This is a genomic window from Dactylosporangium sucinum, assembly GCF_014647515.1.
In the GTDB taxonomy this organism is placed as follows: domain Bacteria; phylum Actinomycetota; class Actinomycetes; order Mycobacteriales; family Micromonosporaceae; genus Dactylosporangium; species Dactylosporangium sucinum.
The window spans coordinates 151,415-177,714 of sequence record NZ_BMPI01000017.1 but is presented as its reverse complement, the minus strand read 5'-3'; the positions used below and the strand labels follow the sequence as shown (position 1 = coordinate 177,714).

The 26,300-nt window shown below is 72.8% G+C and carries 24 protein-coding genes, 1 tRNA gene and 2 pseudogenes; 13 read left to right on the top strand and 14 right to left on the bottom strand.

Going from position 1 to position 26,300, the window contains the following annotated elements; all coding sequences use genetic code 11:
• Positions 1 to 133: 133 nt before the first annotated feature.
• From IEZ31_RS19610 to IEZ31_RS19590, 5 genes are all read right to left on the bottom strand, one after another.
• The gene (locus tag IEZ31_RS19610; RefSeq protein ID WP_190251333.1) at positions 134 to 649 is read right to left on the bottom strand and encodes a hypothetical protein; all 516 of its coding nucleotides are present in this window, start codon (positions 647 to 649) and stop codon (positions 134 to 136) included.
• Positions 650 to 681: 32 nt separating this feature from the next.
• Complete coding sequence (locus IEZ31_RS19605; protein WP_229835530.1) at positions 682 to 2,313, bottom strand: fatty acid--CoA ligase; 1,632 nt, start codon at positions 2,311 to 2,313, stop codon at positions 682 to 684.
• Between the two features lie 121 nt (positions 2,314 to 2,434).
• Positions 2,435 to 4,006, bottom strand: coding sequence for an MDR family MFS transporter (locus IEZ31_RS19600; RefSeq protein ID WP_190251332.1), 1,572 nt, complete (start codon positions 4,004 to 4,006; stop codon positions 2,435 to 2,437).
• On the bottom strand, positions 4,003 to 4,479 hold the full coding sequence (locus IEZ31_RS19595) for a MarR family winged helix-turn-helix transcriptional regulator (protein ID WP_190251331.1): 477 nt from the start codon (positions 4,477 to 4,479) through the stop codon (positions 4,003 to 4,005). Before IEZ31_RS19595 ends, IEZ31_RS19600 begins: the two co-directional genes overlap by 4 nt.
• Before the next feature lie 266 nt (positions 4,480 to 4,745).
• A complete protein-coding gene (locus IEZ31_RS19590) occupies positions 4,746 to 5,255 on the bottom strand; it encodes a winged helix-turn-helix domain-containing protein (protein ID WP_190251330.1) in 510 nt (169 codons plus the stop codon).
• 128 nt (positions 5,256 to 5,383) lie between these two features.
• Between IEZ31_RS19590 and IEZ31_RS19585 the strand changes: the two genes are divergently transcribed.
• The 4 genes from IEZ31_RS19585 (at position 5,384) to IEZ31_RS19570 (ending at position 7,000) form a co-directional block, all read left to right on the top strand.
• Positions 5,384 to 5,638, top strand: a complete 255-nt coding sequence (locus tag IEZ31_RS19585; RefSeq protein ID WP_190251329.1) for a hypothetical protein — start codon at positions 5,384 to 5,386, stop codon at positions 5,636 to 5,638.
• Between the two features lie 77 nt (positions 5,639 to 5,715).
• Positions 5,716 to 6,048 (top strand): YbaB/EbfC family nucleoid-associated protein, encoded by a 333-nt coding sequence (locus tag IEZ31_RS19580; RefSeq protein WP_190251328.1) that lies wholly within the window; start codon positions 5,716 to 5,718, stop codon positions 6,046 to 6,048.
• Positions 6,045 to 6,317 carry a hypothetical protein gene (locus IEZ31_RS19575; protein ID WP_190251327.1) on the top strand — a complete coding sequence of 91 codons (273 nt, stop codon included), beginning with the start codon at positions 6,045 to 6,047 and terminating at the stop codon, positions 6,315 to 6,317. Before IEZ31_RS19580 ends, IEZ31_RS19575 begins: the two co-directional genes overlap by 4 nt.
• Positions 6,317 to 7,000 carry a WXG100 family type VII secretion target gene (locus tag IEZ31_RS19570; protein ID WP_190251326.1) on the top strand — a complete coding sequence of 228 codons (684 nt, stop codon included), beginning with the start codon at positions 6,317 to 6,319 and terminating at the stop codon, positions 6,998 to 7,000. The genes IEZ31_RS19575 and IEZ31_RS19570 overlap by 1 nt, the downstream gene beginning before the upstream one ends.
• 82 nt (positions 7,001 to 7,082) lie before the next feature.
• Here the strand turns inward: IEZ31_RS19570 and IEZ31_RS19565 are convergent.
• Positions 7,083 to 7,155 (bottom strand) — tRNA-Thr (locus IEZ31_RS19565).
• Positions 7,156 to 7,241: 86 nt separating this feature from the next.
• On the opposite strand from IEZ31_RS19565, the gene IEZ31_RS19560 reads away from it, so the two are divergent.
• Complete coding sequence (locus IEZ31_RS19560; RefSeq protein WP_190251355.1) at positions 7,242 to 9,047, top strand: glycosyltransferase family protein; 1,806 nt, start codon at positions 7,242 to 7,244, stop codon at positions 9,045 to 9,047.
• On the opposite strand, the pseudogene IEZ31_RS19555 reads toward IEZ31_RS19560, so the two are convergent.
• Positions 9,044 to 9,244: pseudogene (locus IEZ31_RS19555) on the bottom strand (regulatory iron-sulfur-containing complex subunit RicT); the annotation flags it as partial. The gene IEZ31_RS19560 and the pseudogene IEZ31_RS19555 overlap by 4 nt on opposite strands.
• A 49-nt stretch (positions 9,245 to 9,293) precedes the next feature.
• Between IEZ31_RS19555 and IEZ31_RS59390 the strand changes: the two are divergent.
• Positions 9,294 to 10,175: pseudogene (locus IEZ31_RS59390) on the top strand (recombinase family protein); the annotation flags it as partial.
• A gap of 151 nt (positions 10,176 to 10,326) precedes the next feature.
• On the opposite strand, the gene IEZ31_RS56675 reads toward IEZ31_RS59390, so the two are convergent.
• The gene (locus IEZ31_RS56675; RefSeq protein WP_229835528.1) at positions 10,327 to 11,157 is read right to left on the bottom strand and encodes a PSP1 domain-containing protein; all 831 of its coding nucleotides are present in this window, start codon (positions 11,155 to 11,157) and stop codon (positions 10,327 to 10,329) included.
• A gap of 240 nt (positions 11,158 to 11,397) precedes the next feature.
• Here IEZ31_RS56675 and IEZ31_RS19545 point away from each other — a divergent pair, with 240 nt between their 5' ends.
• On the top strand, positions 11,398 to 12,894 hold the full coding sequence (locus IEZ31_RS19545) for an LPXTG cell wall anchor domain-containing protein (protein WP_190251324.1): 1,497 nt from the start codon (positions 11,398 to 11,400) through the stop codon (positions 12,892 to 12,894).
• Positions 12,895 to 12,973: 79 nt separating this feature from the next.
• Here IEZ31_RS19545 and IEZ31_RS19540 read toward each other — a convergent pair whose 3' ends face one another.
• Genes IEZ31_RS19540 through IEZ31_RS19530 form a run of 3 tightly spaced genes read right to left on the bottom strand, consistent with a single transcriptional unit; the run spans position 12,974 to position 16,548 of the window.
• Entirely contained in the window at positions 12,974 to 15,109 is a 2,136-nt protein-coding gene (locus IEZ31_RS19540; protein ID WP_190251323.1) for a xanthine dehydrogenase family protein molybdopterin-binding subunit, read from the bottom strand.
• Positions 15,106 to 16,101, bottom strand: a complete 996-nt coding sequence (locus IEZ31_RS19535) for an FAD binding domain-containing protein (protein ID WP_190251322.1) — start codon at positions 16,099 to 16,101, stop codon at positions 15,106 to 15,108. The genes IEZ31_RS19540 and IEZ31_RS19535 overlap by 4 nt, the downstream gene beginning before the upstream one ends.
• Positions 16,102 to 16,548, bottom strand: a complete 447-nt coding sequence (locus IEZ31_RS19530; RefSeq protein ID WP_190251321.1) for a (2Fe-2S)-binding protein — start codon at positions 16,546 to 16,548, stop codon at positions 16,102 to 16,104. It abuts the gene before it with no gap.
• A 168-nt stretch (positions 16,549 to 16,716) separates the two neighbouring features.
• Between IEZ31_RS19530 and IEZ31_RS19525 the strand changes: the two genes are divergently transcribed.
• Positions 16,717 to 17,031, top strand: coding sequence for an SET domain-containing protein-lysine N-methyltransferase (locus IEZ31_RS19525; protein WP_190251320.1), 315 nt, complete (start codon positions 16,717 to 16,719; stop codon positions 17,029 to 17,031).
• A 35-nt stretch (positions 17,032 to 17,066) separates the two neighbouring features.
• On the opposite strand, the gene IEZ31_RS19520 is transcribed toward IEZ31_RS19525, so the two are convergent.
• Together IEZ31_RS19520 and tmk are read right to left on the bottom strand one after the other, a co-directional pair.
• On the bottom strand, positions 17,067 to 18,257 hold the full coding sequence (locus tag IEZ31_RS19520; protein WP_190251319.1) for a DNA polymerase III subunit delta': 1,191 nt from the start codon (positions 18,255 to 18,257) through the stop codon (positions 17,067 to 17,069).
• Positions 18,254 to 20,290 (bottom strand): dTMP kinase, encoded by a 2,037-nt coding sequence (gene tmk, locus IEZ31_RS19515; RefSeq protein WP_190251318.1) that lies wholly within the window; start codon positions 20,288 to 20,290, stop codon positions 18,254 to 18,256. Before tmk ends, IEZ31_RS19520 begins: the two co-directional genes overlap by 4 nt.
• A 203-nt stretch (positions 20,291 to 20,493) precedes the next feature.
• On the opposite strand from tmk, the gene IEZ31_RS19510 reads away from it, so the two are divergent.
• Genes IEZ31_RS19510 through IEZ31_RS19490 form a run of 5 tightly spaced genes read left to right on the top strand, consistent with a single transcriptional unit; the run spans position 20,494 to position 24,354 of the window.
• Positions 20,494 to 21,699 carry an amino acid deaminase/aldolase gene (locus IEZ31_RS19510; protein WP_190251317.1) on the top strand — a complete coding sequence of 402 codons (1,206 nt, stop codon included), beginning with the start codon at positions 20,494 to 20,496 and terminating at the stop codon, positions 21,697 to 21,699.
• A gap of 17 nt (positions 21,700 to 21,716) precedes the next feature.
• The gene (locus tag IEZ31_RS19505) at positions 21,717 to 22,625 is read left to right on the top strand and encodes an SAM-dependent methyltransferase (RefSeq protein WP_190251354.1); all 909 of its coding nucleotides are present in this window, start codon (positions 21,717 to 21,719) and stop codon (positions 22,623 to 22,625) included.
• 32 nt (positions 22,626 to 22,657) lie between these two features.
• On the top strand, positions 22,658 to 22,918 hold the full coding sequence (locus IEZ31_RS19500) for a DUF6364 family protein (RefSeq protein WP_190251316.1): 261 nt from the start codon (positions 22,658 to 22,660) through the stop codon (positions 22,916 to 22,918).
• Positions 22,875 to 23,195 carry a type II toxin-antitoxin system PemK/MazF family toxin gene (locus tag IEZ31_RS19495; RefSeq protein WP_190251315.1) on the top strand — a complete coding sequence of 107 codons (321 nt, stop codon included), beginning with the start codon at positions 22,875 to 22,877 and terminating at the stop codon, positions 23,193 to 23,195. The genes IEZ31_RS19500 and IEZ31_RS19495 overlap by 44 nt, the downstream gene beginning before the upstream one ends.
• Before the next feature lie 22 nt (positions 23,196 to 23,217).
• Positions 23,218 to 24,354, top strand: a complete 1,137-nt coding sequence (locus IEZ31_RS19490) for an NADH-quinone oxidoreductase subunit D (protein ID WP_190251314.1) — start codon at positions 23,218 to 23,220, stop codon at positions 24,352 to 24,354.
• 7 nt (positions 24,355 to 24,361) lie between these two features.
• Here IEZ31_RS19490 and IEZ31_RS19485 read toward each other — a convergent pair whose 3' ends face one another.
• Positions 24,362 to 26,269, bottom strand: a complete 1,908-nt coding sequence (locus IEZ31_RS19485; protein ID WP_190251313.1) for a hypothetical protein — start codon at positions 26,267 to 26,269, stop codon at positions 24,362 to 24,364.
• Between the last annotated feature and the right edge of the window lie 31 nt (positions 26,270 to 26,300).

Below are 26,300 nucleotides of genomic sequence, written 5' to 3'. Positions count from 1 at the left end.
TCAGGCACACGTGGGTAGTGACTGTCGATGGGCGGACCGGACGTTATCCATCCCAACCAGAATCAAACGTCCAGTGAGGCCCTGTCTCACAACTGGGGCCGGGCTGCGGCGGGCCCCAGTCATGAAACAGGCCTTAGCTCGTCGTCCGCGTGAAGTAGACGGTCGCCGAGCGCTTGTCGAGCAGCAGGTGGTCGCCGATGTCGACCCAGGTCGGGTCGGGCGGGGCGAACGGGAGCAGGTCGGGCGGCACCTGCTGCGGCGGCGCCGCGGTGCTCGGCAGCGGCCCCGGCGACGGCGACGCCGACGCGCTCGGCCGGACCGTGCCCTGCGCGAGCTCCTCGGCCCGCTCGGCGGTGACGACCGCGAAGCCGTTCATCACGTAGTCCATCGGGCCGATCTCCGGGCAGCTGCGGGCCCGGGCCTCGCGCTCCTGCCAGTGCACGGACTGGACGGGCGCGAGCCGGGGCCACAGCTGCTCGATGCGCACCTTCTGGGTGCTCACGGCGGTCTTTGTCGGTGCGGTGATGTCGGCGCAGCCGGCGAGGCCCGGCACCCAGTCCCGCAGTGCCAGGGCCACGCCGCACGCCGCCACGACGCAGAGCACCACCGCGCCGGTGATGAAGAGCGCCAGCTTGGCAGCACGAGTCACGCGGCCTCCGCTTCGCTCCGGACCGGTCACGCCTAGATCTCTACCACCTCGAGGCCACCGTCCGCGTAGCTGGCCCGGACCCGCTTCTTGTCGAACTTGCCGACGCTCGTCTTCGGTACCGACTCGATGAACGACCAGCGCTCGGGCAGCTGCCAGCGGGCGACCTTGTCGCCCAGGAACTCGCGGAGGGTCTCGGCGTCGGCCGTCGCGCCCTCCCGCAGTACCACCGTGGCCAGCGGACGCTCGCCCCACTTGTCGTCCGGAACGCCGACCACGCAGGCCTCGAGCACCGCCGGGTGGGCCATCAGGGCGTTCTCGAGATCGACCGAGCTGATCCACTCGCCGCCCGACTTGATCACGTCCTTGGCCCGGTCGGTCAGGGTCAGGTAGCCGTTCGGCGTGAGCGTGCCGACGTCGCCGGTGCGCAGCCAGCCGTCCTCGAACTTGTCGGGGTCGGGCCCGTCCTCGCCGATGTACTGCGCGGTGATCCACGGGCCTCTGACCTGCAACTCCCCGACCGCCTTGCCGTCGTTCGGCATGACCTCGCCGACCGGGCCGACGATCCGCGCCTCCACCCCGGCCGGCACGCGGCCCTGGGTGTACCGGTACGCCCACGCCTCCGGGCCCTCGACACCGTACGGCGAGCGGGACACCGAGCCGAGCGGCGACATCTCCGTCATGCCCCAGGCGTGGATGACCTCGATGTCGTACCGGTCCTTGAACGCGTGCATGAGGGCGGGCGGGCAGGCCGAGCCGCCGATGACGACCTCCTTCAGCGAGGAGGTGTCGGTGGGGTTGGCGTCGAGGTACCCGAGCAGGTCGGTGAAGATCGTGGGCACCGCGCCGGCGAAGGTCGGCTTCTCCACAGCGATCATCTGGGCGAGCGGCGCCGCCTGGAGGAAGCGGTCGGGCATGACCAGCGACGCGCCGGACATCATCGCCGCGTAGGGCAGCCCCCACGCCATGGCGTGGAACATGGGCACGATGCACAGGTCGCGGACCTGCGGCCCGAGGCCGAAGCTCTCCGCCATGCACACCTCCATCGAGTGGAGGTAGATCGAGCGGTGGGAGTACGCGACGCCCTTCGGATTCCCGGTGGTACCGCTGGTGTAGCAGAGCGCGGCGGCGTCGTCCTCGTCGACGGCCGGCCAGTCGAACGTCTCGGGCCGCCCGTCGAGCAGCTCGTCCCAGCGGTGCACGGCCACGCCGTCCTTCTGCAGCTTCTCAGTGTCGCCACCGCCGACGACCACGATGTGGCGAATCGTGGTCAGGTGCGGCAGCACGCCGGCGAGCAGCGGGATCAGCGTCGAGTCGACGACGACCACGTGGTCCTCGGCGTGGTTGGCGATGTAGATGAGCTGCTCCGGGAAGAGCCGGAGGTTGAGGGTGTGCAGCACGGCACCCATGCTCGGCACCGCGAGGTACGCGACCAGGTGCTCGGCGTTGTTCCACATCAGCGTGCCGACCCGCTGATCGCCGGTGACCCCGAGGTCGTCACGCAGCGCGTTGGCCAGGCGGGCGGCCTGGCGGCCGATCTCGGCGTAGCTGGTGCGGCGGGCGCCCTCGCCGGTCCAGGTGGCGACCTCGGAGTCGCCGTGGACGGTCGACCCGTGCTGCAGGATGCGGGAGATCAGGAGGGGTGTCTGCATCATCGTGCTGCGCATGTACTGCACGGTAATGTGCGCTGCGCCACATGTGAAGAGCGCGTTGATCTTGCAGTTGTGGTGCCGGTTGCGCAGGGATTCGCCCCACTTTATCCGGCACCACAACTGCAAGATCGGCGAACTAGAAGGCGGCGACCTTGGCCTCCATGTCGGCGGCGGCGTCCTCCTCCGACTCCTTCGGCAGCGGGGTCCCGCCCTGCAGCGGACGGTTCGGCAGCGCGATCGTGACCACCGTGCCGACCAGGGCGACGATCGCCGCCACCAGGAACACCGGGTGCAGCGCGTTGACGAAGACGTGCTCGACCATCGACAGCACCTGGGCGGGCAGCTTGCGCACCTCGGCCGGGGCGTTGATCGAGACGCCGCTCATGCCGTTGCCGCTCATCTGCTCGCTCAGGCGGTTGTTCATCACGGCGCCCAGTGCGGCCACGCCGACCGAGCCGCCCAGCGACCGGAAGAACGTGGCGGCGCTCGTGCCGGCGCCCATGTCACGCAGGTCGACGGCGTTCTGCACGGCCAGGATCAGCGGCTGCATCGCCATGCCGAGGCCAACGCCGATGACGGTCATGTAGATGAACGCCTGCCACAGCGGCGTGTCGACCTCGAGCGTCGTGAACAGCAGCAGGCCGGAGCCCATGATGACCGTGCCGGCGACCGGGAACCACTTGTACCGCCCGATCTTGCTGATGACCCGACCGGCGACGATCGAGGTCACGATCACGCCCGCCATCATCGGCAGCATCAGCAGGCCGGAGCCGGTGGGCGAGGCGCCCTTGACGATCTGCAGGTACAGCGGGACATAGATGATCGAGCCGAACATCGCGAAGCCCAGGATGAACGTCGCGGTGTTGGCCAGCGAGAACGTCGAGCGCTTGAACAGCCGCAGCGGCAGGATGGGCTCCTCGGCGCGCACCTCGGCGACGATGAACAGCGCGGTCAGCACGGCACCGGCGGCGAACAGGCCGAGGATCGTGGGCGAGCCCCAGGAGTACTCGTTGCCGCCCCAGGACAGGGCCAGCAGGATCGCGCTGACGGCGGCCACCATCAGGCCGGCGCCCAGGTAGTCGATGCGGTGGTCGCGGCGCTGATGCGGGACCAGGCGCAGGACGCGGCTGCAGACGTACAGCGCGAAGATGCCGAGCGGCACGTTGATGTAGAAGATCCAGCGCCAGTCGTTCTCGGCGAAGTAGCCGCCGACCAGCGGGCCGGCCACCGAGGAGATGCCGAAGACGGCGCCGAAGAGCCCCTGGTACCGCGCGCGCTCCCGCGGTGCGACCACGTCGGACACGATCGTGAAGGCGAGCGTCATGAGCCCGCCGGCGCCGATGCCCTGCACCGCCCGCGTGATGATCAGCTGGGTCATGTCCTGGGACAGGCCGGCGAGCAGCGAGCCGAGCAGGAAGGTCGAGATCGCGAACAGCAGCACCGGCCGGCGGCCGTAGAGGTCGCTGATCTTCCCGTAGAGCGGGGTCGACGCGGTCGACGCGAGCAGGTACGCCGTGACCACCCACGAGTAGTGGTCGAGGCCGCCCAGGTCACCGACGATCGTGGGCAACGCGGTGCCGACGATGGTCTGGTCGAGCGCGGCCAGCAGCATCCCGGTCATGAGGCCGCCCATGAGCAGCATGATCTGCTTGTGGGCGAGGTTGGGCCGGGCGTGTTCCGGCTTCTGGTCCGGCGGCGCTGTCGTCATCGGGCGTCCCTTTCGGAGATGGTGCCAGGCAACCGTTCGGCAAGCGACTGGTTGAGTTGCGTAAAGAGGGCGGCAAAGATCTGACGTTCCTCGGGCGTCCAGCCCGCGAGCAGCTCCTGCCAGGTGGCGATCCAGCGGTCCCGGTTCTCCGTGAAGACCTCGGTGCCCAGTTCGGTGATCTCGACGAGGCTGGCCCGCCGGTCGGACGGGTCCTGGGCGCGGCGGACCAGGCCCGCCTGCTCCAGCGCGGCGACCTGCCGGCTGACCGTGGAGAGGTCGAGGCACACGTCGGCGGCGAGCGCGCTCATCCGGAAGGGCCCGTCGACCGCGATCCGGCTCAGCAGCACGTACGCGGGCCGTTCGAGCCCCCGCCCGGCCTCGTTCCACCTGAGCGTCGCGAAGAGCCGCTCGGACAGCCGCATGAAGCGCCCGACCTGCCGAGCGATGGCCGCATGCTCGTTGTCCTCGTACACGCCGCGCCTCCCTTCGCCGATACTTGCTTGCCACAAGCATCGGTTCGCGGGGCAGCGATCATCAAACGCTTTACGGGTGATCCGCGTTACTCCGCCTGCACTTCGGCAAGCAGGCCCGTCGCCCGGGCCTCAACCGCGGGGTCGCCCGGCAGTCCGCCGGACCTCGGCGACACGGCCACTAAACCGCGTGGGCAGCAGCCACGCATCCCCACGCAGGCACGCCGAAGGCCGCCGTGGCGGCGATGTCAACCGGGACGGCGGACGGACTACTCCGGCTCGCGGCCGAACTCGAAGCGATCGGCCGGATACGCCTGCTCGCCGACGACCAGGACCGGCACGCCCTCGTTCATGCCGTGTTCCTTCTTCTCGGCCGGCGTGGGCATGCGGGCGGTGACGATCTCGCCCGGATGCAGCCAGATCCGCTCGCGCGGGACGACCGCGCGAACGCGGCTGCGATAGCCGCGTTTGCTCTCGATCAGGCCCTCGCCGCGCAGGTGAGCCATGGCGTCGCGGATCGTGTCCCGGCCGACGTCGTGCTCCTCGGCGAGATACTTCTCGGACGGCAGCAGACTGCCCGGCGCCAGCTCACCGCTGATGATCTGTTGCCGTATCGCGTCCGCGACCTGCCGATAGAGCGACAGGCCGGAACTCCGGGAGATCATGTCCGAGACCTTACGAAGGTCAATCGACCATAGACCTTGTGGCCTTAGGGCCATCATGTCTATAGTAGTGCTCAGCGCGGGGCCGGACTGGGCGGTCCGGCTCCGCGTCACCACGCTTCACCTGCAGAAACACCCGCTCTTCGAGGGCTCCACCGACCGGGGTGCGGCGCCGTCCACATGCTGCGAGCCGCGCGGCGCCGCACCCCTCCCCGTTCCATGCGCGCGTGCTGGGAGGCCGCCACATGACCACCGACCGGGAAGAGCTCACCCCGATCGTCACGCTGGACCTACGGGCGATCAACGCGGTCATCACCGAGGACGAGGGGGACATGATCATGCTCGTCGACGACGGCGACGTGCAGATCGAATTCGGGTCCGGCCTCAACGGCACCTGGGAGCAGGCCATCCTGGGCGCGCAGCGAGTGGCTTCGACGGCGTTGGAGTTCGCCGCGGTACTGCGAAACCTCCGACCACCACGCGAACGCCATCCCGGTTAGCCCGGTTATCCACAGGCCGCGCTTGGCCCTTCCGCGGTTACCGTGGGGTGCCGTACGGTCACCCCGGGAGGGGCGACATGGCGCGGGAGATCGACGAGTCGTGGATCGAAGAGGCGGTGGAGCGTTACCGCCGCATCGACGCGCTGCTCGCCGAGTTCGAGAAGGCGGTCCGGACCGTCGAGGTCACCGTCCGCTCGGCCGACGGCCTGGTCGAGGTCGTGGTCACGGCCGACGGCACGATCCGCGACCTGCACATCGAGCCGCGGCTGCAGGCCCGGACGGCGGCGGACGTCTCCCGCTCGGTCCGCGAGGCCGTCGCCTCCGCCGGGGACGCGGCCGCCTGGGCCCGCCAGAAGCTGCACGCCGAGACGTTCGGCGACTACCGCGCACTGCACGGGGGTCCGGCATGAGACTCGACGACCTGGCCGCGCGCCTGGAGGCCGCCGGCGACGAGCTGGCCGCGACGAGCACCACGATGGGCCTGATCGACCCCGGCGCCGCGGTGCTGGCGGCCGACGCCCCGGGCGGCCTGGGCGACCTGGCCCGCGACCTGCACCGCGACCTGACCACGGCCCTGGTCGCCCGCGGCCGCGAGTCGGCCGCCCACGGCGCCCGGCTGGCCGACACCGCCCACACCCTCCGTCTGGTGGCCGCCAACTACCGCGAGGCCGACGACTGATGGCGGACGCTCTCGACCGGCTCGCCGAGGTGGGCCACGACCTCCTGCAGCGCGTGGACGGCACGCTGACCGACCGCGGCGCCCCGCCGGGCGACCCCGTCTGGCCGCTGCTCCGGCAGGTGGGCGCCCTCCCCGGCGACGTCCTCCGCTTCGGCCTGCGGCTGGACGAGCGCGCGCTGCGGGCGGCGGCCGGCGAGGTGCGCGCCGTGGCCGACCGCTTCGCCCACGAGCACCGCCTCCTGACCGGCGACGTCGACGCGGGCGCCTGGGAGGGCACTGGCGCCGAGGCCTTCACGACGGTGTGGCGCTCGCTGACGGGCCACCTCGGCACCACGGACGACCCGGCCACCATGTGCGGCCGCCTCATGGCAACGGGGTCCTATGTGGACGCGCTGGCCGACTGGGTGGCCGTCCTGCGCCACGAGCTCGCCGAGGCGATCGCCCGGGTCGCGACCTCGGCGGAGGCGGTGACGCTGCGGTCCCCGCTCACCGGCCGGTCCTCGACGGCCCTGGTGGAGGCCGCGGCCCGCGTCGGCACCCGCTTCCTCCAGCCGGCCGCGGACGCCTTCACGGCGGCGGACGACCTGCGCGCCCGCTGGTCGAGCCGGCTGTCCGAGCTGCGCTACACCCCGCCGGCGGTCCCGTCGGGCCCGGTGGGCGGCGTCACCCGCGTCCAGCTCTGAGCCGGCCATCAGGCCGGATGCCCGCAGGCCCGGAAAACGAGAGACGCCCTCCACCCGGGGGTGGAGGGCGCCTGCCCTGTTGAGCCGCCTGACGGAATCGAACCGTCGACCTATTCATTACGAGTGAATCGCTCTGCCGACTGAGCTAAGGCGGCAACGGTTCATCAGTGTACGGCACGGACCCCGGGGGTGCGCGAGGGGATTCCCGTTCCCGGGTGGCGAGGGTAACGTCCGGCGCGTGATGCCCGACGATATGCCGGCCGCGCCCGGGGAGTTGACGGCACAGCCGGGGGAGCCGCTGCTGCCGCTGCCCGACGAGGGGGACGTGCCGACGGTCGACCGGCGGCCCAGCGGGCTCGACCCGGACCAGATGGGGTTCACGCCCCGCCGGGCGGTGCCGTGGCTGAGTCCCGTGTTGCTGAGCGGCACCGCGGTGCGGGTGGTGCTCGCCGACCTCTTCGGCGCCTACCTCGACAAGCGCGAGCTCCAGGACGCCCTCCCGGGCCGCATCCTGCGCGAGGCGCAGGGGTTCAGCGGCGACGCCGACGGCGGCGACGACTGGCCGGACACCGGGGAGCTGTGGGTCGACTACGTCGCCGACACCGGGGACGGGTTCAACGCGACCTACTCCGTGGCCTACCTGGTCGCCCAGCCGAGCCTGACCGTCGAGGGCCAGGAGCTGCCGCGGGGCGAGGTGCTCGTGCTCGGCGGCGACCAGGTGTACCCGACCGCGAGCGGCCAGCAGTACGAGGACCGCTTCAAGGGGCCGTTCCGCGCCGCCCTGCCGGTGGCCCCGAAGCAGCAGCCGCGCATGTACGCCGTGCCGGGGAACCACGACTGGTACGACGGGCTCACGGCGTTCCTGCGGCTCTTCGTCCGCGGCAACGAGGGGGCGGTCGGCGGGTGGCGCACCCGGCAGACGCGCTCCTACTTCGCCGTCCAACTGCCCAACCGCTGGTGGCTGCTCGGCACGGACGTGCAGCCGGGCGCCTACATCGACGATCCGCAGCTGAGGTACTTCAACCGGGTCGCCGCCCGCATGGGCCCGGGCGACAAGGTGATCATCTGCCCGCCGGCGCCGAGCTGGGTCGAGTCGTCCGACGACCCGAAGGCCTACGACTCGCTCGACTACTTCGTGCGCACCGTCATCGCCCCCACCGGCGCCGACGTCCGGCTGATGATCTCCGGCGACCTGCACCACTACGCGCGGTACGAGCGCCCCGGCCGCCAGCTGATCACCTGCGGCGGCGGTGGCGCGTACCTCTACCCGACGCACGAGCTGCCCGAGGCCATCGAGGTGCCGCCCCGCCGCTCGCTGGTCCGCAACGCCTCGCCGACGCAGGAGTTCGGGCTCGCCGCCACGTACCCGACGAAGGCCCGGTCGCGCGGGCTGGCGCTCGGCGTGTTCTGGCGCCTGCCCTGGCGCAACGCGATGTTCCTGGGGCTGCTGGGGCTGCTGCAGACGCTGACCATGCTCGCCTTCGTCAACGCGGCCGACCGCGTGATCTCCGGCGTCGAGCAGCGCCTGGTCACCGTGCCGGCCGTGCTGATGACCGTGATCGACGTGCTGGGCACCTGCCTGCTGGCCATGCCGCATACCTCCGGCCAGCGCCGCCCCCGGCATTGGATACTCGGCCTGCTGCACGGGGCCGCGTTCGTGGGGCTGGCGCTGCTGGGCACCTGGGCGTGGCTCAGCCTTCCGTTCGCCGAGCTGGCCTGGCCGTTGCCCGTGTTGCTGGCGATCGTGTTGTACTTCCCGTTGTCCGCCGTCGCGGCCGGCGAGCTGTTCGCGCTGTACCTCCTGATCGCCGCGAAGTTCGACGTGAACCTCAACGAGCTGTTCGCGGGCCAGGGCATCACCGGCTACAAGGGCTTCCTGCGCCTGCACTTCCGCGCCGACGGCGGCCTCACCATCTACCCGGTGGGCGTCCGGCAGACCGGCCGCCGCTGGCACGCCTCAGCGGCGACGCGCCCGGACGCGTCCTGGTTCGAGCCGCGGCGGCCACTCGAAGTACACCTGATGGAGAAGCCGATCGAGATCGACTAACCGTGGCGCTCCTCGTAGGCCTGGCGGGAGCCGCACACCGAGGCCCGGCTGCACGAGCAGCGGGAGCCGTCGGCGTCCATGCGCACGATGACCGAGTCGCGCGGGACGCTGTGGCCGACCACGCGGCCGTCGCCCTCGGGGGTGCTCACGCGCGCACGGACGGCCGGGGCCGTGGCCTGAAATTGCTGGTAGAGCGGCGGATGCTCTCACTTTGTGTTGGGCAGCACAAAGAATTAATATGGCCCTATGGCCACCACAACCCGTATCAAGAGCTTCGCCAGGCGCCGCGCCATGAAAGCTTCGTCGCCCGCGGCAACAGCGCTTCGAGCCGTGCTGTATCTGCGCATGAGCATGGATGGGACGAGTGAGGGTGCGGGCCTGGAACGTCAGGAGCAGGCGTGCCGGGCGCTGGCGCGAGGGTGGGAAGTGGTTGCCGTGCTTGACGATACGATTTCGGCAACCACCACGCGGCTCGCCGATCGAGCAGGTTGGCAACGCGTAGTCCGGATGGTTGAGGCGGGCGAGGCGGATTTGATCGTCGCCTGGCACCTTGATCGGGTAACCCGTTCGATGAAGGACCTGGAGTCCCTGATCGAGTTGGCAGTGGAGCGGGACATCGGACTCGCAACAGCCACCGGGGACATCGACCTGACCACGGACATTGGCCGCATGGTCGCTCGGATTCTGGCGGCCGTCGCATCCGCCGAGACCGAACGAAAGGCGGAGCGACAGATCCTTGCCAACGACCAGCGGATAGCCGCTGGCAAGCCTCAGTGGATCCGGCGACCGTTCGGCTACGAGATGGACGGCGCTCTACGCGAGGATGAGGCAGCGGCCGTGCTGACGGCATACCACGCAGTGTTGGACGGCAAGGCCCTCACGACGATCGCTCGCGAGTGGAACGAGGCTGGCTTCACCACGTCGGCGCCGGATCCGGGGACGGCCCGGTCGCGGATCGACCGCAAGCGGAGCTATGACCCTTCAGGTCAATGGACGAATGTGGCCGTACGGCTCTTGCTGCGCTCGCCGCGCAACATGGCGAAGTCGACGCTATATGGAGCGATCATGGTCGAGGGGGCATGGTCGCCGATCGTCGATGAAATGACCTGGCGGGCAGTGGAACGCAAGCTCGCCGATCGGGAGAGGCCAGACTCGTCCTGGGGCAAGCTGGCAAAAGCGGCAAGGGCCGACCACGGCGGGGCGAGTCTGCTTGGAAGGCGGAGCTCATACAGACTGAGTTCACGGCAGGCTGGTCGGCGGAGGCTTTCGCCCGCAATGGTCAACGGCTGTCGTAAGCCTGTCTCGGCCCGCACACAGACGCCCGCGAGCATGAACACCGGGACCCATCGGCGTCGAGCCGGACTACCACTTCATCTCTGGGCACGCTGTGCCCCACCACCCGGCCATCGCCCTCAGGCGTCGTCACGCGGCTTCCAACGGCCGGAGCAGTTGCCTGATATGCGGCGTACAGGGGATGTTCGTATTTGAGGCAGCACATCAGCCGGCCGCAGGCGCCCGAGATGCGCAGCGGGTTGAGCGGGAGGTCCTGGTCCTTCGCCATCCGGATGGTGACCGGCTCGAAGTCGTTGAGGAACGTCGCGCAGCACAGGTCACGCCCGCAGGAGCCGATGCCGCCCTGGACGCGGGCCGAGTCGCGGGCGCTGAGCTGGCGTAGCTCCACCCGGCAGTGCAGGGTCGCGCCGAGGTCGCGGACCAGCGAGCGGAAGTCCACCCGATGGGGTGCGGTGAAGTAGATCGTCGTCCGCGCGCCCTGGCCGCCGGCGGAGTCGAGCACGTGGTCCACTGCGACGACCTTCATGGGCAGCTCGTGCTCGCGGATGAGCTTCTTCGCGGCGACCTTGGCCTCGGCCTTGCGCTTGCGCAGCAGCTCGTCGCGGCGCAGGTCGTCGTCGGCGGCCATCGCCACCAGCCGCGGGAAGCCCTCGGTCTCCTCGGTGACCCACTGGGCCGCCCACACGCACTCGGCCACCTCGGGGCCGTCGTCGGTGGGCACCAGCACCCGGTCGCCCACCTGGGGGCGCAGGTCACCGGGGTCGAAGTAGAACAGCCGGCCGTAGCGGTTGAAGCTCACCGCGCACAGCATGCCCATGGCTGATCACCTTAACGCGCCGCGCGGCAGTTCCATATGGCCCGCCCCAGATGCACCAATAAGTCCGACTAGACACTTTTGGGGGAGCCCGTAGCCATTCCGTCGTTTTCGTCGTTACTAGTGCGGATGAGCCCGCAAACGTGGGCGTAACTCCGGCCGGAAAAGCCTCGTTGGGGGCAGCAGTGGCATGCCCAACGGCTGGCCCACCCCGCACTCCCCGGTCTCGGAGGACCTCACGCAATGACGGACTTTGCCTTCGCGCGCCCAAAAACAGCCCGGAAGATCGCCGCCCTCGCCGCCACGGGGATTCTCGGCGCACTGAGCCCGGTCGCTTTCGCGGCACCCGCAGCGGCGGCACCCTCCAGCGCGGGATGCCCGGAAGGGTTCGGCGCCACCGCCGCGGCCAACACGCTTGCGCTCGGCGGTGTCGACCTGCGGGGCATCGGCCTCAATGCCCCGCCGCTGCCCGAACTGCGGGTCGCGACCACGCACTCCGGCTTCGCTGGTGGGCCGGCCCGCGCCGCGGCCGACGCGCGGTACATCCAGAGCAGCGGCGTCCTGCCGCCCGGCATGCTCGGCCCGGTCGCCTACCAGCAGGCGCCGCCGCGGAACGACCGCCCGTCCGCGGTGTCGGTGGCGGGGGTGAACCTGGGCGCGCTGTCCGTCGGTGTGGGCGAGCTGTCGGCCCACGCCACCTTCGACGATGCCGGCAAGTGCGACCCGAGGTCCGGCCCGCGCGCGACCTCCTCGGCCCGCCTGGCCGGCTTGGCGGTCCTGCCGGGCCGCGGCGACCGGGCGCTGTTGAGGTTGGGCGCGCTGCGGAGCTCGACGGAGACCGCTGTCGACAAGCGCGGCGCGTCGGCCGCGGCGACCGGCAGCATCGCCGACTTCCAGCTGCTCGCGGGCGGCCAGTCCGCGATCGGCGTGCGTGTGGTCAGCCCGCCCACCCTCACGGTCGTGGCCGGCTCGAAGAAGACCGTGGACTACTCGCCGGCGCGCCTGGAGGTGAGGGTCCCCGGCCGCGAGCCGCTGCGGATCTCCTCCGCCGGCTCGCACGTCGACGTCGTCGTGCCGGTCGGCGCCGCGGCCCGTACGGAGGCCGAGGAGCTCGGTCGAGCCGAGGGTCTGCCGGTACTGTCGAGCCTCCCGCTCCTCGACCTGCTCACCGGCATCACCGGCGCGCTCACGGGCGGCCTGACGGGCGGCGGCACGACCCCGGACCTCGGCCTGATCCTGCCCGGCCTGCCCGAGGTCGGGAAGCTGACCGGAGTCCTCGGCGGCGGCTCGTCGGTCCAGCCTCCCGCGGAGGGCTACCCGAAGCACCCGGCGAAGGTCGTGGTGCTGCGGGTCGAGCTGGGCACGGTCGAGCAGCAGACCAGCCCGACGGGCGTCTACGCCAAGGCCGCCGCGGTCCGCGTCAAGCTGATCGTCCGGACGAAGTGGAAGGGCCACGCCTCCGACGACGGCTACGGCGGCTCGTCCGGCGACCACCCGAAGTACGACCAGAAGACCATCTTCGACCTGGGCCTCTGCTCGCTGGAGGCGGCCGCGGCCGCGCCGAAGGGCGACGGCTACGGCGGCGTCGGTGGCGGCGGTGGCGGCGACGACGGCGAGGGCGGCGGCGGTGAGCTGCCGGTGACGGGCTCGAAGGCGGCACTGATCGTGGGCGCGGGCCTGCTCCTGCTGGTCGCCGGGCGCTTCTTCCTGGTGGTCTCGCGCCGGCGCACCGCGGCCTGACCAGCCTCCCTAGGACACCCCCAACCCCTTCGCCGCCCGTGCAGCCACCCCCATCGGCTGCCCGGGCGGCGCCCTCGTTCTAGAGCAGGTCCGCGACCGTCACCGGCACGTGCCGGAACCGCCGGCCGGTCGCGTGGTGGATCGCGTTCAACACCGCGGGAACCACGCCGACCAGCGCCACCTCCCCGAGCCCCTTCACGCCGACCTCGTTGAGCAGCGGGTCCGGCTCCCCGACGAAGTCCACGTCGATCGAGCCCACGTCGGCGTTCACGGTCACCGGGTAGTCCTCCAGCGTCGAGGTGACGAACCCGCCGTAGCGCGGATCCACCTCCACCGCCTCCCGCAGCGCGGCGCCGAGCCCCCACACGACGCCGCCGCGCACCTGGCTGGCCGCCGTCACCGGGCTGGCGACCCGCCCGCAGTCGGCGACGCTCACCACGCGCGGCACCCTGACCCGGCAGGTCGTCGGCTCGACCCGCACCTCGACGAAGTGGGCGGCGAAGCTGTACGTGGTGAAGCCGTCGTACACCGGCCCGACCAGTGCCGGAAGGCCGGCCCGGCTGCGCTCCAGCGCCCCGGGCGGCTGCCCGGGCCCCAGGCCCACGGCCTCCACCTCGACCGACGCGCGCCCGCTGTGCGCGACGGCGGCGGCCACGTCGACCGGCCCGACGCCGGCCGTGCCGAGCTTCTTGCGCAGCTCCTGCAGCGCGTGCTGCACCGCCGGCAGCGCGCTCGCCGTGCCCCACGAGCCGGCCGTGAGGTGCTGCGGCGCGACCGCGGTGTCGCCGATGACCACCGTGACCCGCTCGACGGGCACGTCCAGGTCCTCCGCGACGAGGTATGCGATCGCCGAGCGGATGCCCTGGCCCATCTCGTGCCCGTCGACGGCGACCGTGACCCCGCCGTCGGCGCCGGCCCGCACGTGGGCGACGGCCGGCGAGATGTGCCCCGGGTACGCGCCGATCGCCACGCCGAACCCGACCCCGGTGCCCGGCTGCGCCGGTCGGCGGTCCCAGCCGAACCGCTCGGCCCCGCGGCGCAGGCAGGTGCCGACGTGCCGGGACGAGAACGGCTGCCCGGTGAGCGGGTCGGTCGCGGTGTCGTTGGCGAGCCGGAACTCGACCGGGTCGCGGCCCAGCCGCTCGGCCAGCTCGTCGATCGCCACCTCGAACGCGAACGCGGCCGGCGACTCGTACGGCGCCCGCATGTACCCCGGCGTCTGCGTGTCGTTGCGCACCAGCCACTGCGGGCCGCGGAAGGCCGGCACGCCGTAGAGCCGCGCGGTCAGCTCGGTGTAGCCCGCCGGGAACAGGTCGTGGCGCGACGTCTGCTGCTCCACCTCGTGGATCGCCGCGGTGAGCTTCCCCGACGCGTCGGCCCCGAGGCGCACCCGGTGCCGGGTCGCCGGGCGGAAGCTGCACTGGTGGAAGCCCTGCTGGCGGGTCAGGGTCAGCTTGACCGGCCGGCCGAGCCGCCGGGCGGCGACGGCGAGCGGTGCGATGTGCGACTGCAGCGAGTTCTTCTGGCCGAACCCGCCGCCGGTCACCGTGGCGACCACCCGGATCCGGCTCTGGTCGAGGCCGAGCTGGCGGGCCAGGCCGCCGCGGACCGCCCCGGCGTTCTGGGTGCCCTCGTGCACCAGCAGCTCGTTGCTGGTCCACTCGACGGTGCTGCCGAACAGCTCCATCGGCACCGCGTTCTGCGCCGGGTGCGAGTACACGCCGTCGACCGTCACGGCGCTGGCGGCGAGCGCGGCCTCGGGGTCGCCGACGCTCGGCTCCTCCGGCTGCCGCACCCGTTCGGGGGCGTCGAGCGTGACCTCGACGGGCTCCTCCTCGTAGTCGGCGGTGACCAGGTTGGCCGCCTCCGCCGCCGCATGCGGGGTCTCGGCGACGACCAGCGCGACGGGCTGGCCGCGGTACGCGATCCGGTCGCCGACCAGCGGCTGGATGCTCTGGAACGAGAAGCCGCCGCCCATGATGAACCCGGGCGGCTCGACGTCCACCTGCGTCAGTACGAGCAGCACGCCCGGTACCGCCGACGCCCGGTCGGTGTCCACGCGCACCACCCGGCCGCGCCCGATGGTCGCGCCGGCCAGCGCCGCGTGCGCCTGGGCCGGCCGGTCGGTGCCGTACCGCGCCGCGCCGGTCACCTTGGCGACCGCGTCCACCCGCGTCTTGGTCAGGTCGTCTCCGCTGCGCTCCGGAGTGCTCATGCCGGCTCCTCCCGCTCGGCGGCGATCCGCACCGCGTCGGCGACGGTGCGGACGCCCAGCTCGATCTTGAAGCCGTTCCGGCTGCCCGGCCGCGCGCCGGCGAACGCCAGCTCGCCGGCCCGCCGCACGCCCTCGGCGGTGAGCGGGGCGCCGACCAGCGAGCGCTCGGCCTCTTCGGCGCGCCAGGGCCGGGTCGCCACCCCGCCGAGCCCGATCCGGCAGTCCAGCACCGCGCCGTCGGCGTCGCGGGTCACGCCCACGGCGGCCGAGGCGAGCGCGAACGCGTACGACTCGCGGGGCCTGATCTTCAGGTACGTCGAGGCGCGCATCGCGGGCGTCAGCGGTACCCGGATGCGGCGGATCAGCTCGTCGGGCTCCAGCGTGTGCTCGCGCGCCGGCTCGTCGCCCGGCGTCACGTGCAGGTCCGCGATCGGCACCACGCGCTCGCCCCGCGGCCCGACCACGTCCACCAGGGCGTCGAAGGCGATGAGCGCGACGGCCATGTCGCCGGGGTAGGTGGCGATGCAGGCGTCGCTGCCGCCCAGGACGGCGTGCGCGGTGTCGACGCCTCCGATGGCGTCGCAGCCGCTCCCCGGTTCGCGTTTGTTGCAGCGGTACTGCGGGCCGCCGCGGAAGTACCAGCAGCGCGTCCGCTGCAGCAGGTTCCCGCCCAGCGTCGCCATGTTGCGCAACTGCTGCGACGCCGCCAGCCGGAGCGACTCGGCGAGGGCGGGACACGCCTCCCGCACCACCGGGTGCTCGCCCGCGTCGGCCATGCGGGCGCCTGCTCCCAGTACCACCTGGGAATCGGTCCGGCTGATGTGCTGGATCTCCTCGATGTCATGGATGTCCACGACCGCGGCCGGGGACTCGACCTCCAGCCGCATGAGGTCGTAGAGGGTGGTGCCGCCGGCGATCGGCCGGGCCCCGCGGTCGAGCGCGGCGACGGCCTCGTCGACGGTGGTGGCCGTCTGGTAGGCGAACGGTCGCATTCACGCCACCTCCCGCACGGCTCGGAGGATGCCGGTGTAGGCGCCACAGCGGCAGATGTTGCCGCTCATGTACTCCCGGGCGCTGTCGTCGTCCCCGGCGTGCCCTTCGGCGATGCAGGCGATCCCGGACATGATCTGCCCGGGGGTGCAGTAGCCGCACTGCATGGCGTCGTACTCGACGAACGCCCGCTGCAACGGGTGCGAGACCCCTTCGATCGTGGTCACCTCGTGCCCGGCGACCTGCACGGCCGGCGTCAGGCACGACACCACCCGCCGCCCGTCGAGGTGGACGGTGCAGGCCCCGCACTGCCCCTGATCACACCCCTTCTTGGTGCCGAACAACGCAAGCCGCTCCCGGAGCACGTCGAGCAACGACTCCCGGGGATCGAGGGTGAGCTCTGTCCTCGCGCCGTTGACGCCGAACGCCACGCTCAGTTCATTGGCCACGCCTGTCACGCTCCCTCAGGTGAGCGCGCGGGGAAGGGCAGATCACCCGGGACCTCCTCTGGAAGGTCACCTTCGCGGTCCGGGGTTCGGCGCGGCGGCGATCCCGGCCCGGAGCGCCCCCGGAGGACCGCTGGGCCTGACATCCTGGCGCGGTGAACCCGGTGGTGAGTGAGCCCGAACCGGACTGCTGGCTGCCGCCCGAACGGCTACGGCAACCACGGCTGCGACCCGAACCTGTGGTGGTCCGGCCCGTACTCGTTGACGGCCCGCCGCGACATCGCCGCCGGCGAGGAGCTGACCAACGACTACGCCACCAGCGCGGGTTCGCCGGCCTTCCGGATGGCATGCGCGTGCGCGTCGCGGCTGTGCCGGGGCGTGGTCACCGGCGAGGACCGGCGCCGGGCGGAGCTACGGTCCAGATACGGCGAGCACTGGGTGCCGGTGCTGCTCGCCCGCATCCGCGCCGACGAACGCCGGGGTTAGCGATCGGTGTCGGGTGGCTGCCGGTCGGGCGGTGCTCAGCCGCGCCAGAGGGACAGCATCATGGCCTCGACCGCGATGCGGGGCTTCACGTTGGCCTCGATCGCGGTCCGGCACTCGAGCACGGCCTCCAGCCGGCGCAGGGCGCTCTCCGGCGCCCACTTCTCGGCGGCCGCCGCGGCGAGCTCGTCGGCGTCGCCGTGCACCGGGGCGACGGCCGCGCCGAACGAGTGGGCGAGCACGTCGCGGTAGAAGCCGGCCAGGTCGACGAGGGCCCGGTCGAGCGCGTCGCGCTGGGCCCGGGTCGCGCGGGACTTCTGCCGGCGCTCCAGGTCCTTCAGCTGGCCGGCCGAGCCGCGGGCGGCGCCCGCCGCGCCCTTGCCGGTGCCGCCGGCGCCGAGGGCCGTCTCCAGGGCCTGGCGCTCCTTGACGTCGGTCTCGGCGACCGACGCGGCCGCCTCGGCCTCGGCCGCCTCGATGAGCGCGCTCGCGGCGTCGAACGCGGCGCCGATGCCGGTGAGCCGGCGGGGCACGGCCAGCACCGCGTCGCGCCGGGTGCGGGCCTGCGGGTCGCGGGCCAGCCGGCGAGCCCGGCCGACGTGGCCCTGGGCCGCCGCGGCCGCCCAGGCCGCGGTCTGCTCGTCGGTGCCGTCGCGGCGGTGCAGCACCTCGGCGATGGCGTCGGCCGGGGGCTGCCGCAGCGGCACCACCCGGCAGCGGGAGCGGATCGTGACCGAGATGTCGTCGGGGTGGGTGCTCGGCGTGCACAGCAGGAAGACCGTGCGGGCCGGGGGCTCCTCGACCGCCTTGAGCAGCGCGTTGCCGGCCGCCTCGGTGAGCCGGTCGGCGTCCTCGACGAGCAGCACCTGCCAGCGGCCCTGCGTCGGTGAGCTGGCCGCCCGCAGCACCAGGGCGCGCATCTCGCCGACCGCGATCGACAGCCCCTCGGGCACCACGAACCGCACGTCGGCGTGGGTGCCGGCGAGCGCCGTGTGGCAGGCCTGGCACTCGCCGCAGCCGCCGTTGGGGCACTGCAGCGCGGCGGCGAACGTGCGGGCGGCGACCGACCGGCCGGAGCCGGGCGGGCCGGTGAACAGCCAGGCGTGGGTCATGCCCTGCCCGTCCTGCGGCTCGCCGCGCACGATGGCGTCGGCCGCCGCGACGGCCCGGCTCATCGTCGCCACCGCGTCGGGCTGGCCGACCAGCTCGGCGAAGACGGGTGGGGTCATCCCTTGTCGCCGGTCAGCGTGGTCACCGTCTCGGCGACGTCCTCCAGGATCTCCTCGAGCTCGGTCTCCTCGCCGGGCATGAGGTGCCGCACCCGCTGGAGCACGCCGGCGGCCAGGGCGTCGACCGAGTTGGTGGCGTCGAGGACCAGGTAGCGGCTCGGGTCGGCCGAGGCGAGGTCGAGGAACGCGTAGCGGACCCGCTCGTGGAACGCGAGGGACTCGCTCTCCAGCCGGTCGGCGTCGCCGCGATCCACGGCCCGGGCCAGCCCGACGGACGGCTCGAGATCCAGCAGCACCACCAGGTCCGGCTTCAGCCCGCCGGTCGCCCACTTCGACAGCCAGGAGACCTCCTCGACCGGCAGCGTCCGGCCGGCCCCCTGGTAGGCGAGGGACGAGTCGACATAGCGGTCGCTGATCACCACGGCGCCGCGGTTGAGCGCCGGGCGGACCACCGACGCCACGTGGTGCGCGCGGTCGGCCGCGTAGAGCAGCGCCTCGGCCTTCGGCGTGACCACCTCGCCGGACTCCTGCGGGCGGTCGAGCACCAGGCTGCGGATGCGCGAGCCGACCGGGGTGGCGCCCGGCTCGTGGGTGACCACGACGTCCCGCCCGATCTTGCGCAGCGCGTCGGCGAGCTGCTGGACCTGGGTCGACTTGCCGGCGCCCTCGCCGCCCTCGAACACGATGAACAGCCCCTGCGCGGCCTTCGGCTCGGCCGGGCTCAGCGGACGGCCGCGCACCGAGCCGATGAGGTCGGCCAGGATCGGCACGCCCTTCTTGTCGTCCATCTGGCGCAGGGCGAACACGCCGGCCATCACGCCGAGCACGCCGGCGATCGCGAGCAGCGGGCGGGTGCTGGAGATGTCGTATTCGGACACGCCCAGGTCGATCTTGAACGTGCCGCCGGCGCCGACGATGACGCTCGACAGCGACACGGCAAGCATGAGCACCACGCGGGTGCCCATCTGGACGAACGCGAACGCCCGGCCGCGCATGTCGTCGGCGACCTCGCCGCCGAGCAGCGTGGTGCCGGACAGGAACGCCATGCCGGCGCCGACCCCGACCAGCAGCGCCCCGGCGACCGCGACCGACAGGTGGGTGGCCAGGGCGAGGATCAGCACCGATCCGGCGGCCAGGATGATCGACAGGCCGAACCAGCGGCGGCGGGACAGCGCGCCGATGAGCCGCGGACCGGCCGCGATGCCGATCCCGAGACCGAGGAAGAGCACGCCGAAGAGCAGGTAGAAGGCGGCGTCGCCGGCGCTCAGCGAGACCGCGTAGAAGGGCGCGGTGCCGACCACCACGCCGCCGCCGGCGAAGGCGCCGAAGATGCCCAGGACCAGGCCGCGCACCAGCGGGGTGCGGCTGACGAACGCCCAGCCCTGGGTGAACTCCTTGAGCATGCCGGCCTTGCGCTCGACCCCGGCGGTGCGCCGGCCACTGATCTCCTTGATGCCGAAGAACACGGTCAGCGCGGTCGCCGCGAAGGTCAGCGCGTTGAACCACAGCGCCAGGCTGCTCGCCGCCGCCCAGCGCGGCTCGTCGGGGCCGAAGAGCCCCACGACCAGCCACTGGAGGGAAAGCAGGACGAGCGCGGCGGCGACCGGGGTGATGCCGTAGGTCGTGGCGAGCGTCAGCTGGTTGGCCGTCTCCAGGCGGGCCCGGGGCAGCAGGTTGGGCACCGCCGCCTCCTTGGCCGGCGTCCAGATCATCGCGACCGTCTCGATGATGAAGGTCGCGATCGCCGTCCAGGCGACCACCAGGGCGCCGTCGTCGACGACGAGCGCCGCGGCCGGGATCGAGGCGAAGAAGACGAACCGCAGCACGTCGCAGATGACCATGGTGAGGCGCCGGTCGAACCGATCGGCGAACACGCCCGCCACCGGGCCGAGGACGAGGGCCGGCAGCAGCCGGACGGCGATGACCGTGCCGAAGGCCACACCCTGGGCGGTGGTGTTGGACACCTGGGCCGCCGCGAACGTGGAGGCGGCGAGTAGACCGAGCCAGTCGCCGAGGGACGACAGGCCCAGCACGGCCCACAGCCGGCGGAAGGGCCGGATGCGTAGGACCGCCTTCAGCTCCCCCAGCCCGGACAGGTCACTGCTGGCGATGACGCACCTCCTCCGTGGTTCCTACGGTAATCACGCTACAGGTCCCCCGTACCGCCTCACCCGGCCAGGCACGCCGAGGGACGCGAGGTTCTTTCACTTTTACCCACCGCTCGGTACGGTGAGTCGTGTCCAGCTCCCGTGCCGCCCAGCGGGCCCGCTACGACCGGGCCACGGCCGACCTCGATCCGCCCTTCGCCATCGTCGACCTCGACGCCTTCGACGCCAACAGCGCCGCGCTCGTCGGGCGGGCGGCGGGCAAGCCGCTGCGGGTGCCCAGCAAGTCGGTGCGGGTGCGCGCGCTCATCGACCGGGCGCTGGGCCAGCCGGGCTGGCGGGGCATCATGGCGTTCACCCTGCCGGAGGCCATCTGGCTGGCCGAGAGCGGGCACGACGACGTCCTGGTCGCCTACCCGACGGCCGACCGCGGCGCGCTGCGCCGCCTGGCCGGCGACGAGAAGCTCGCCGCGAGCGTCACCGTGATGGTGGACAGCACCGCCCAGCTCGACCTCGTCGACGCCGTGGTGCCGGCCGGCCGGCGGGCCGCGCCGGTTCGGCTGTGCATCGACCTCGACGCCTCCTGGCGACCGGCCCGCGGGGTGCACGTCGGCGTGCGCCGCTCCCCCGTCCACAGCGCCCGGCAGGCCGGCGAGCTGGCCGCGGCGATCGCCGCCCGGCCCGGGTTCCGGCTGGTCGGCGTGATGTCCTACGAGGCGCAGATCGCCGGGCTCGGCGACGCGCCGCCCGGGCGCCCGGTGCGCGGCGCGCTCATCCGGCTCATCCAGTCCCGGTCGTTCCCCGAGCTGGTGGCGCGCCGCGGCGCGGTCGTCGCCGCGGTGCGGAAGCACGCCGACCTCGAGTTCGTCAACGGCGGCGGGACCGGCAGCGTGGCGGCCACCGCCGGCGACCCCGCGGTCACCGAGGTGGCCGCCGGGTCCGGTCTGCTCGGCCCCTGGCTGTTCGACGGGTACCGCCGGTGGCGCCCCGAGCCGGCCGCGTTCTTCGCGCTCTCGGTGGTGCGCCGGCCCGACCCGCGGCACGCGACCACGCTCGGCGGCGGCTGGATCGCCTCGGGCGAGACGTCGCCGACCCGCCAGCCGCTGCCCTGGCTCCCGGAGGGCCTGCGGCTCATCGGCACCGAGGGCGCCGGCGAGGTGCAGACGCCGCTGACCGGCCCGGGCGCGGCCGGCTTGCGGATCGGCGACCGGGTGTACTTCCGCCACAGCAAGGCGGGCGAGCTCTGCGAGCACGTCAACGAGGTGCATCTCGTCTCGGGCGACACGATCGTGGACGTGGTGCCGACCTACCGCGGTGAGGGCAGAGTGTTCCTGTGATCCGGTGGCGGCAGGCGATGGCGTCGGCGCTCTACGGCCCGTCCGGCTTCTTCGTCCGCTCCGCCCCGGCCGAGCACTTCCGGACCAGCGCGCTCGCCTCGCCGCTGTTCGCCGGCGCGCTGGCCACGCTGCTGGGCCGGCTGGACGAGGCGCTGGAGCACCCGGCCCGGCTCGACCTGGTCGACGTGGGCGCCGGCCGCGGTGAGCTGCTGCTGGGGATCCTGGCCGCACTGCCGGCCGGCGTCGCCGCACGGGTCGCGGCGACCGCCGTCGAGACGGCGCCCCGGCCGTCGGGGCTGCCGGCCTCCGTCGCCTGGGTCGCGGAGCCTCCCGCCGGGATCGTCGGCCTGCTCGTGGCGACGGAGTGGCTCGACAACGTACCGGTGGACATCGTCGAGGTGGATTCGCTGGGCCGGCCGCGGTACCTGCTGGAGGACCTGACGCCGTCCGGCGAGCCGCTCGAACCGGACGACGCCGCCTGGCTGGCGCGCTGGTGGCCGCTGGACGGCCTGCCGCCGGGCGCGCGGGCCGAGATCGGGCGGCCGCGCGACCTCGCCTGGTCGTCCGCCGTCGCCGGAGTGCAGCGCGGGCTGGCCCTCGCCGTGGACTACGGGCACGTGCTGGGCGCGCGGCCGTTACTCGGCACGCTGACCGGGTTCCGGGACGGCCGGGAGGTGGCGCCGGTCGCCGACGGGAGCTGCGACCTGACGGTCTCCGTCGCGCTGGACTCCCTGGAGCACGACCTGCTGCTCGACCAGCGGCAGGCGCTGCACCTGCTGGGCGTCGACGGCCGGCGGCCGCCGCTCGCCCTGGCCTCGTCCGACCCCGCCGGCTACGTGCGCGCGCTGGCCCGGGCCGGTGCCGCGGCGGAGCTGACCGACCCGGCCGGGCTCGGTGGGCACCGGTGGGTCATGCGCTGGGTGTGACAATCGGTCATACCGGCGGTACCGTGGGATCCATGACGGCCAAGGTGACCCTGTCCTTCTCGGACCAGACCATCGCCGACGCCCGCCACTGGGCGGAGCGTGACGGCGTCTCGCTCAGCGCATGGATCGACCGGGCGGCCCAGGAGCGCGCCCTGCGGTCGATCTTCACCGCCCACGCCGAGGCGGTGCGGCGGGCCAAGCTCGACCTTGAGGCGGCCGCGCTGGCCGACGAAGAGGAGATCGCGATCGTTGACGCCGAGGTCTTCCGCGGTCGCCGTCGTGCAGCGCGGTGAGGTCTGGCTCATCAGGGGCGCCCGCGAGCGGCTCGGTCTGATCATCAGCTCCGACGTGTTCAACAGCACCGATGTGCCGGTGGTCATCGTCGCCGAGGTCACCGACCAGGAGGAGCTGCGCGACTCCCCGCTGGCGGTCGAGCTCGACGACCTCGTCGTCATGCCCGACCGGCTCTCGTCGCCGCTGAAGCGGTGGTTCGTCGAGCGGGTCGCGGTGGCGGACACCAGCACGATGCACAACGTCTCGCGGGCGCTGCGGATCCTCCAGGATCTGTAGCCGGACTTGTAGGCTCGGCAGCATGACCACTGAGCTGACGGTCGGGACGGGCACCGGGCTCGACACGGCCGACATGGTGCTCAACATCGGCCCCCAGCACCCGTCGACCCACGGCGTGCTGCGGCTGCGACTGGTCCTGGACGGCGAGCGGGTGGTCAGCGCCGAGCCGATCATCGGGTACATGCACCGCGGCGCGGAGAAGCTCTTCGAGGTCCGCGACTACCGGCAGATCATCATGCTGGCCAACCGGCACGACTGGCTGTCGGCGTTCTGCAACGAGCTCGGCGTGGTGCTGGCCGTCGAGCGGATGATGGGCATCGAGGTGCCGGAGCGGGCGGTCTGGCTGCGCACGGCGCTGGCCGAGCTCAACCGGGTGCTCAACCACCTGATGTTCCTCGGCTCCTACCCGCTGGAGATCGGCGCGATCACGCCGATGTTCTACGCGTTCCGGGAGCGCGAGACGATCCAGGCCGTCCTCGAAGAGGCGTCCGGCGGGCGCATGCACTACATGTACAACCGCGTCGGCGGGCTGAAGGAGGAGGTCCCGGCGGGCTGGACCGACCGGGCCCGGGTCGCGATCGACCAGGTCCGCCGCCGCATGCCCGACCTCGACAACCTGATCCGGCGCAACGAGATCTTCCTGGCCCGCACGGTCGGCGTCGGCGTGCTCACCGCCGCCGAGGCGGCCGCCTACGGCGCCTCCGGCCCGGTCGGCCGCGCCTCGGGCCTCGACTTCGACCTGCGCCGCGACGAGCCGTACCTGGCCTACGGCGAGCTGGACGTCCCCGTCGTCACGCGCACCGCCGGCGACTGCCACTCGCGCTTCGAGGTGCTGCTCGACCAGGTGTACGTGTCGCTGGACCTGGCGCAGGCCTGCCTCGACCGGGTCGACACCCTCACCGGCCCCGTCAACGTCCGGCTGCCGAAGGTGGTCAAGGCGCCGGAGGGCCACACCTACGCCTGGACCGAGAACCCGCTGGGCATCAACGGCTACTACCTGGTGTCGCACGGCGAGAAGACCCCGTGGCGGCTGAAGCTGCGCACGGCGTCGTATTCCAACGTCCAGGCCCTGTCGACGCTGCTCCCGGGCACGCTGGTGCCCGACCTGATCGCCATCCTGGGATCGATGTTCTTCGTCGTCGGCGACATCGACAAGTAGCCGCCGCTCAGCGCCAGCGGTCGTCGCTTCCCTCGAAGTCGACGATCTGCCGGGCCGCGCGGCCGCGCGGCTCGTCGCGGGCGCCGTTCCAGCCGTACTCCTCGTCGTCGTCCCGGGCGCGGCGCGAGACGCGCTCCTCGTCACGGGCCGGGCTGGACAGGTCGGGGGTCCAGCGCGACGCGGGCTCGGCCGGCGCGGCGGGCAGTGCGGCCGGTCCGCCGGGCAGTCCTTGGCGGTCGCGGCGGACCTCGGACCAGCGGGTGCCGCCGCTCTCGTCGCGGCGGGCCTCCTCGTAGCTGCTCTCCGACCAGTGGGCGGCCGGGCGGCCCTCGTCGCGGGCCCGGTCCCAGCCGTTGCCGCGGTCGGCGGCCCGATCGTGGTCCCGGTCTGCGCTGCGGGCCAGCTCGCGGGCGGTGCGCTCGGCCCAGTCGGCGGCGTCGGCGCGGCCCGGGTGGTCGTTCCAATCGTCGCCGTCCGCGGCGCGGCGGCGGCCGACGCGCTCGCTCCGGTCATCGCCCGGTGCGGCGCGGCCGGTGCGGTCCCGCCAGTCGTCGTTGCCTTCCGCGGCACGGCCGGTGCGGTCCCGCCAGTCGTCGCTGCTTTCCGCGGCGCGGCCCGTGCGGTCCCGCCAGTCGTCGCTGCTTTCCGCGGACCGGTCGGCGCGGCGGCGGCCGGGGCGGTCCTCGGCCGGCTCGCGGTCGGACCAGTCCGGGCGCGGGGTCTCGCCGGAGGCCCAGTCGCGCTCGCGCTCGCGGCGGGCAGCCGAGCGGCGCGGGCCGCCGTCGCGGCGGGCGTCGGCGTCCTCGTTGGGGTAGTACTCCTCGTGGCGGACCGTCGCCCACCGGTCCTCGATGCGCACGTGGGTGCCGGTCTCGTCGGCGTGCACCGAGGCGCGGCGCTCGCCCATGCGCAGCTCGCGGCCGCCCCGCTCGTCGCCGTGGACCGACGCCCAGCGGTCCGTCGTGCGGACGCCGGTCACGTTGCCCTCGTCATCCGGGTCATACGCACGCCGCCGTCCACCGCCCCGCGAGCCGTCGGGCTCGCCGCCGGACATCCGCTCCCGCAGCAGATGCTCGGTCCAGGACTCCTGGCCCGGCTCCGGACGAGACTCCTGGCGGGACTCCTGACGGGACTCCTGGCGGGGCGGCTCGGCGCGCTCGACCCATTCCGAGCGCTCGGACCGCTCGGACCGCTCGGACCGCTCGGAGCGCTCGGTCCACTCCGACCGCTCGGTGCGGCTGACCCGCTCCTCGCGGCCGCGCTGCGGCGGCGGGCCGGGCTCGGGGCGGTCGGCGGGCATCCGGTCGGCGACCCGCTCCGAGATCCGCTCCGAGCGGTCGGGGCGGCGCTGCTGGGGTATCTCCGGGCGGGCGCCGTAGACGGTGCCGCCGCGCTGGTCGGTCGGGTCGACGACCATCGTCTTGGTGGTGACCACGGTCTCGGTGTGCCGCAGGACGCCCGGCGGCACGGCGGCCGAGCCGGTGTGGTGCTGCGGCGGGACCGCCTGGTGGGCCTGCGCCTGGGCGCGATCCAGCTGCCCGCGCATCATGTCGACCTGGTTGCGCAGCGCGTCGACGGTCTCGTGCAGCGCGCCGATGCGCTCGTTGAGCTGGCCGTGGGTCTGCCGGGCCGCGTGGGTGATGTCGCCGCGGATGTCGTCGCGCAGCTGGTCGAGCTCGTCGTAGACGAACTCCTCGACCTCGCCGCGCGCGCCGTCGCCCTCGCGGCGCAGCGCGATCGACAGCCCGATGAGCAGCACGACAAGGACGGCCAGCACCGCCGCCACCTGCAGGACGAAACCGTCCCCGATCAGCAGCAACAATGCAGCCAGCGGAGTGAGGCCGACCCCTGACCAGAAGAGGATCTGGAGGAGCTTGGCGCTCCGCAGACCCCCGGGGGATTCCGTGGCCGGCATGAGCACAGACCTTACGCGGTCTTCATCACAA